The organism is Cobetia sp. 5-25-4-2 (genome assembly GCF_013374075.1).
In the GTDB taxonomy this organism is placed as follows: domain Bacteria; phylum Pseudomonadota; class Gammaproteobacteria; order Pseudomonadales; family Halomonadaceae; genus Cobetia; species Cobetia marina.
Genome location: NZ_BLWK01000029.1, coordinates 1 through 366, shown reverse-complemented (window position 1 = coordinate 366; position 366 = coordinate 1). Strand labels below are relative to the sequence as shown.

Here is a 366-nt window from a genome sequence, read left to right as displayed (position 1 = left end):
GTGGCGATGGCTTCCTGAATGCCGACGAGATCGGCAACGTGACGCTGACCGGCTCCATCGAAGACGGCCTGAGCAGCGACAACGTTCAGCTGGTGATCACCGACGGCGAAGGTGGCTCCGTCACCGTCGACCCCGCCGACATCACTGTCGATGGCACCACCCTGACTGTCGCTGGCCAAGATCTCTCCGACCTCTCCGAGGGCGAACTCACCGCGACGCTGACTGTCACTGATGAGGCCGGTAATGCGGCCGAGTTCACGGATGCCGCGACCAAGGACACCGTCACCGACACCCCGACGCTGAACGACACCGATGGCACCACCCTCTCCGGCACCGGTGAGCCCGGCGCGACCGTCGACATCACCG

Annotated in this window: 1 protein-coding gene; it reads left to right on the top strand. The window is 65.3% G+C overall.

From position 1 onward, the window contains the following. A partial coding sequence (locus HXS65_RS17385) for a hypothetical protein (protein WP_176494538.1) occupies window positions 1–366 on the top strand: 366 nt, incomplete at both ends.